Origin of the sequence: Acidovorax sp. HMWF018 (assembly GCF_003061035.1) — a bacterium.
Lineage (GTDB): Bacteria > Pseudomonadota > Gammaproteobacteria > Burkholderiales > Burkholderiaceae_C > Acidovorax > Acidovorax delafieldii.
This window is the reverse complement of sequence record NZ_QAIM01000659.1, coordinates 1-5,337: the sequence shown is the minus strand read 5'-3', so window position 1 is coordinate 5,337 and position 5,337 is coordinate 1. Positions and strand designations below refer to the sequence as shown.

At 66.0% G+C, this 5,337-nt stretch carries 6 protein-coding genes and 2 pseudogenes; 1 reads left to right on the top strand and 7 read right to left on the bottom strand.

Going from position 1 to position 5,337, the window contains the following annotated elements; genetic code table 11:
• The 3 genes and pseudogenes from DBR23_RS32015 to DBR23_RS27870 all read right to left on the bottom strand — a co-directional run.
• Positions 1-84: pseudogene (locus DBR23_RS32015) on the bottom strand (DNA-binding protein); the annotation flags it as partial.
• Between the two features lie 68 nt (positions 85-152).
• On the bottom strand, positions 153-914 hold the full coding sequence (locus DBR23_RS27875; protein WP_059400216.1) for a DUF2285 domain-containing protein: 762 nt from the start codon (positions 912-914) through the stop codon (positions 153-155).
• 329 nt (positions 915-1,243) lie between these two features.
• On the bottom strand, positions 1,244-1,594 hold the full coding sequence (locus DBR23_RS27870; RefSeq protein ID WP_108500210.1) for a DUF2958 domain-containing protein: 351 nt from the start codon (positions 1,592-1,594) through the stop codon (positions 1,244-1,246).
• 257 nt (positions 1,595-1,851) lie between these two features.
• Here DBR23_RS27870 and DBR23_RS27865 point away from each other — a divergent pair, with 257 nt between their 5' ends.
• Positions 1,852-2,142, top strand: a complete 291-nt coding sequence (locus DBR23_RS27865) for a helix-turn-helix domain-containing protein (RefSeq protein ID WP_059400234.1) — start codon at positions 1,852-1,854, stop codon at positions 2,140-2,142.
• 390 nt (positions 2,143-2,532) lie between these two features.
• On the opposite strand, the gene DBR23_RS27860 is transcribed toward DBR23_RS27865, so the two are convergent.
• The 4 genes and pseudogenes from DBR23_RS27860 to DBR23_RS27840 form a co-directional block, all read right to left on the bottom strand.
• Positions 2,533-2,847: a DUF736 domain-containing protein gene (locus DBR23_RS27860; RefSeq protein WP_108500209.1), complete on the bottom strand. Its 315-nt coding sequence runs from the start codon at positions 2,845-2,847 to the stop codon at positions 2,533-2,535.
• An 803-nt stretch (positions 2,848-3,650) separates the two neighbouring features.
• On the bottom strand, positions 3,651-4,043 hold the full coding sequence (locus DBR23_RS27850) for a YkvA family protein (protein WP_059400218.1): 393 nt from the start codon (positions 4,041-4,043) through the stop codon (positions 3,651-3,653).
• A gap of 186 nt (positions 4,044-4,229) precedes the next feature.
• Entirely contained in the window at positions 4,230-4,439 is a 210-nt protein-coding gene (locus DBR23_RS27845) for a hypothetical protein (RefSeq protein ID WP_059400219.1), read from the bottom strand.
• A 62-nt stretch (positions 4,440-4,501) separates the two neighbouring features.
• Positions 4,502-5,337: pseudogene (locus DBR23_RS27840) on the bottom strand (chromosome partitioning protein ParB); the annotation flags it as partial.

Genomic DNA, 5,337 nt, shown 5'->3' with positions numbered 1-5,337 from the left:
CTGCGGCTGTGCGGCAGCGGTCGAGGTGGTTGCGGGAGCGGCGGCAGGCCGCAAGGGAGCAGGACGCATGGTGAGAACCTCCATCGGTTGCAGGGCTCCGGCCACACAGCGCAACCGGATGGAGGCAGTCTCAGAAAACGAAGCTCTCTAGCTCAGGGTCGTTTTGCGTGGCCTTCAAAACGACCCTTCTCAAGCGGCGCAAGCTGTGCTAGGCGGCGATAGCCGCCGCGCATCAGCGCATCGCCGCGATGCACCAAGCGGCGCACCTTGGAGCGCAGGCCACCGTCGCTGTACCAACCGGCCGCGGTGTCCACGCCGAACAAGCCTTCGGCCACGTCGCGCAAGGACGCGCCCGCCAGGGCCGCGTCGAGCGCCTGCAAGGTGTGCAGTTCCAGCAAGGCCGAATGCGATGGCCGGGGCCGAGCATTGGCCAGCGCCGCACCGGGCGCATGGCCGCGTGCAGGTGCGGCAGCACCGCCGTGATAGGCATAGGCGACAGCCATGCCGTCCTCCAGGCCGGGCGCCAGCGCGAAGCGCAGGCACTGGCCGGGGCTGCGCGCGATCAGCGCCAGTCGCTTGCCGTCGTGGAGCAGGTGCTTGTGGCCGGGGATGTTCCAGAAGTCGAATGCGGCGGCGTCGGGCGGCGGATCAGCATCAGGGTAGAGCTGCACCACACCAGTGTGGCCGGGCAGCCAGGCCGGGTGCGCGTCACGCGCATCCAGCGCCGGGTCTTCCAGCAAGCGCAAGCCCCAGCGATGCCCAGCATCGGAGCGACGCGCACGGCGCAGCCAGTCGAGCCGGTAATCAGGATGGCGGCGCAGGTACTCCCAGGCCAGCGCGAGCGTGTCCAGCCCCAGGACGTAGAGGTAAGCGGCCGTGGGATACCAGTGTGCGAAATGGTGAGGGCTGACCATGACGAAAGCTCCTGTTGAACAGCAGGAACGTCGCCACGGCGGCGAACATGCGGGAGCCTCAAATCAAGGTCGAAATCCGGTTAAGCTGTAACTTCTGGTGTCAAGACCGATAGGCTCCGGCGTGTTGCGAAATCCGTCTGAATGCGACGGCCACCTGACCCACAAACGTCACGCGGCACAAAACACCGTGCCGCAAGCCGCGCGAAAGATCGTGACTGTTTCAGTCACAGATATTCCGGTTAGATGCAGAGTGCGGATTCAGACCGTACAGGTCTGGAGCAAGACCGAAATAGTCTGAATGCGCCCGGCTTGGCCGGGGCGCGAACGGTTCAATCGACGATGGAACCGTTCTCCTGCGCCAGCCGCAGATATTCCGACAGCGGGCGCACTGCCTGGAAATACAAATCCCGCATCACGGGCTGTTTGTTCGGGCCGACGATGGAAGCCAGGTCGGACAGTTTGATGTGGCCCAGCTCAGGCATACCGATGCCCACGTCCATGATGCCGAACGCCGTATCGCCATCGGCAGGATCGAGCGAGGCCAGCAGCCAGGTGGCGTGAGCGTCGGGAGTGAACAGTCGCACGACCGGCAACGGGTCGTGCGGTTCACCGGCGGCGGCCCGCCGCCCGTTCTCCAGCAGCGCGGCGCGCTGCGCATCGGTGACGAGGGGAGCCTTCATCGTGGTGCTCCTGTTCCAACATGGAATGCCGGTTTTGCGCTTCCGCGCCGAAACACGGATGTGTGTTCCACCAAAGTCGTGGAAACACGAAAGCGCAAAAACAGAATTGTAGAAATCTGGAAAGGCACGTAGGCGGTTCTCCGGTTCTGTCGGAATCCGCAAAAGCGGATTTCCGTAAAAGCACGAATAAGGCCAGAGCCATGAAAGAGTTAAAGATAACGTGGTTTTAATTGTGCTGCGACTTGACGCTTCTGTCCATGCAGAAGCGATCCATCCAGCGCGGCCGACCGGCCGGCGCCACCACCTACGATGCCGAGTTGGCGCAAGCCTTCGGCGCGGCGGTGCGCGCGCTGCGGACGGAGCGCGGCATCGCGCAGGAATCGCTGGCGCACCTGGCGGGCATCGAGCGTTCCCACATGGGCAAGGTCGAGCGCGGCGAGCACATGCCCACGCTGGCGATCATCTTCAAGATCGCCAGCGCACTCGAATGCAGCACGGCGCTGCTGATGAGCAAGGCCGAAGAACTGCTGGCGGTCGCTCAGGCATAGCCGCCGAAGCCCCGCCATCATGGCGGGGCGTGCCAGGCCGATCCGGTGCCAGCCGGTTCGGCGGTATCGAGGGGCGCCAAGCACCGCGCGGCGGGGATGGGCCTGGCGCCGATCCCCTGGAGGCAAGCGAAGCGCGCAGCGCCGCAGGCGCGAAGGCGGGAGGGATTGGAGCCGAATGGCCGTGACGGCGTAGTCGACACGGGGCGGAGCCCGCAAAGCCCGGTGGTGCGCAGCACCGACCCGCCCCGCATGTACCTCTACCAATTCAAGCCATTGCTTGGTGGCCAGGCAAGACACATCCCGCACACTGCCAAGCCCTTCTGCTTGCCGATACAGCGCAGCATTCGCAGCACAGCGCCCCGCCGCGTTGGGCGAGGCGCCGGCGGCCCGTCAGGCCGCCTGGGGCTTGCTGCGCGACCAGATCAGGTCGTGCGTGCCGTCCTCGCCCTCGATCAGGCGGGCGTAGACCGTTGCCGGGAACGAGGGGTCATCAAGGGTCACGGAGACGTAATTCCGTCCGGCCTCGCTGGTCTTCTTCCATGCCGCGCCGATGTCGTGACTGGCGGCCTGAACGCGGAAGTCCGGGGCTTTCTCGTTGTCCCCCTTGTCGTTGGGAACCAGCTTGGCCTTGACGTTGAGCGTCAGGGTGCGCAGCGTGCCGGTGAAACCGTCTTTGTCTGCGGTGAAGGTGCCGATGTTGGCCATGATGGATCTCCTTTTGGTGGAACAAGGTTCGCGCCCATCGCGTCCTTGTTGTGATCCGGCCGGCGGGGGACGGGCGGGCTGCACCGCTTGCGGTCGCAACGCAGTGGAGAGCCGGGAGGCGAAAAGAATTTGTCCCGCGAGGAATCTGCGCAGCAGAGGGGAAATTGTTTTCGCTGGACGGTTGCAGCCAGGAAGCCCGAGGCGCAGCCGCGCCCCCGCCAGGATTCACAACAACACAAGGACGCTTTGGGCCGAACCGCACCGAAAGGAGACAGGGCCGGCTCGGCATTCCCGCACGAAGGCTGCACCGGCTCGCTCCCAGACGCGGGCCAGGTCAATACCCCAACGACGGGCGAGAACGCCCCTGCCGCACTTTGCGGCGCTGGTCTTGAGGCGTGGCGTGGAAGTTCCATGGCGATGCCGGGCGGGATGTCCGTGAGCCGTCCTTCATGACGTGATGGGCACGAACCGCCAGCGTTGAGGACGGCACGCATTCGCACAACCTGCCGCAGCAAGTCTCAGCGTGTTCGCCAACGTACCGTCCACTGCGGCGGGGCGCTGGCCAAGCCGATCCGGCTTCGCCGGTTCGGCAGCATTGAGGGGCGCCAAGCATCGCGCGGCGGGGATAGCCCGCTGGGCTTTCTCCTGGAGGCAAGCGCAGCGCGCAGCGCCGCAGGCGCGAAGGCGTGAGGGATTGACGCCGAATGGCCGTGACGGCGAAGTCGGCACGGGGCGCAGCCCGAAAGCCCGGCGGCGCATTGCGCCGACACGCCCAGCCCATTCAGTACGCCATCATGAACAGCCTACAGATGCGGCTTGAGCCAGAGCCACAACGCCACCCCCATCGCCAGCCACAGCATCAAGATCATCACGGCCCCGAATCGGCTCCTTGGCTTGGCCCCTTCTGTTCGCATCCATTCATCGGCCTGCACACGGCACTCCGCCAGCACCTCGGACGGCAACAGCTTCACGGTCAGCCAGATCAGCACGGGCAACAGAATCACATCGTCCAGATAGCCCAGCACCGGGATGAAGTCTGGAATTAGGTCGATGGGACTCAGGGCATAGGCCACCACGAACAACCCCAGCGCCTTGGCATACCAAGGCGTGCGGGGATGCTTGCCGGCAAACCACAGCGTCACGCCATCGCGTTTGATGCGCTTGGCCCAAGTCTTCATGGTGGTGCTGATACTCATGCCGGAAAGTGTGGCATAGCAGAAATAGCCGATTGACCCGATCGGCACATACTGGCATCGCGCACCACCGCGATGCCTGCAACGCCGCCGCCCGAGCCAGAGCGAGGGCGGCGGCGTGATGTTCCGGCTGTTCGGCTTCAACACCGCGCCCAGGACGGAACGGCCTGGGCGCGGTGCTGACGATGGTTATTCCTTCGTCTCGATGATCCACCACACGGCGCGAGCCAAGGCGCGACCCGTGATGGGATGAATGTCGGTGAGGTCAGCGCGGGCCGACCAGCCCGAGGGCGGGCGGTAGCCGCGCACGTCGCCATCGCCGTGCCAGCGGCGGGCGCGTGTTGTGCCGGGGGCGTAGATCGCCGCCATGCGCTGGCGGCTGCTGGTGATGCGGGTCATGGGGGCTTCTCCTTTCGGCGAAGCGCCCCGGTCGAAGCCGGGGCGCTTGCCTTCGGCGCGGGTCAAGCGGCCAGCGCCTCGGCGGTTTCATCCGCCATTGCCTCGGCATCCTCCGGGGCGTCCTGCTCCGGGCCTTCCTCCTGCGCGCTTTCCTGCACTGCCTGCTGCGGGCCTGCGGCCTTGAAGATGGCAGGCATCCAGCCCGTGCCATCGGCCAGCCGCTCGGCTTCGCTGGCAATGTCGGCCTTCTTGAGCTTACCCAGCCGGGTGACGGATTCCGGCGCGAACTCGCCCACGGCCTCCAGAATCACGGCCTTGGAAACATGCTTGAAGTAGCCTTCGGCGGTCGGCTGCCACCATGCGGCCATGTCGAGGCCCACGGCCTGCGCCAGTTCTTCGCCGGGCTGGTGCGGCGTGGCGCGAGGCGTCACCACGTCCACCGTGGAAGCCACGCACACGGCCAGCAGCTTGACCAGCTCGTCTTGCGGCTTCGTCAGCAGCACGGCGAACAATTCGGCGCTGTCGTCCGGCAAGGCTTCGCCCGCTACCTGTTGCAGTTCGCGCAGCGCCACGGCGGCAGGCGATCCCGGCCAGTCCGGGGCCATGCCTTCCAGCCGGTCTTGCACTTTCAGGCCGACGCCCAGCGGCAGAGAATCACGGCTGCGGCCGTAGCGGCTTTCCTGCAAGGCGGTCTGCACCATGCCATGCACCACAGCTGCCAGCGCAGCTTGCGGATGCCGTGCGACTTCGATTTGCAGCGCGGCGGTGCGGTGGGCGCTCAAGCGTTGCGCCAGCCGGTCGGACATGGCGGCGGTCTTGGGCTGCCTGTCGTCGTCTCCGTCCTCGCCCTCGTCATCGTTCGCGGCGTCCGGGTCGCTGAAACCCTGGCGCAGCTTTT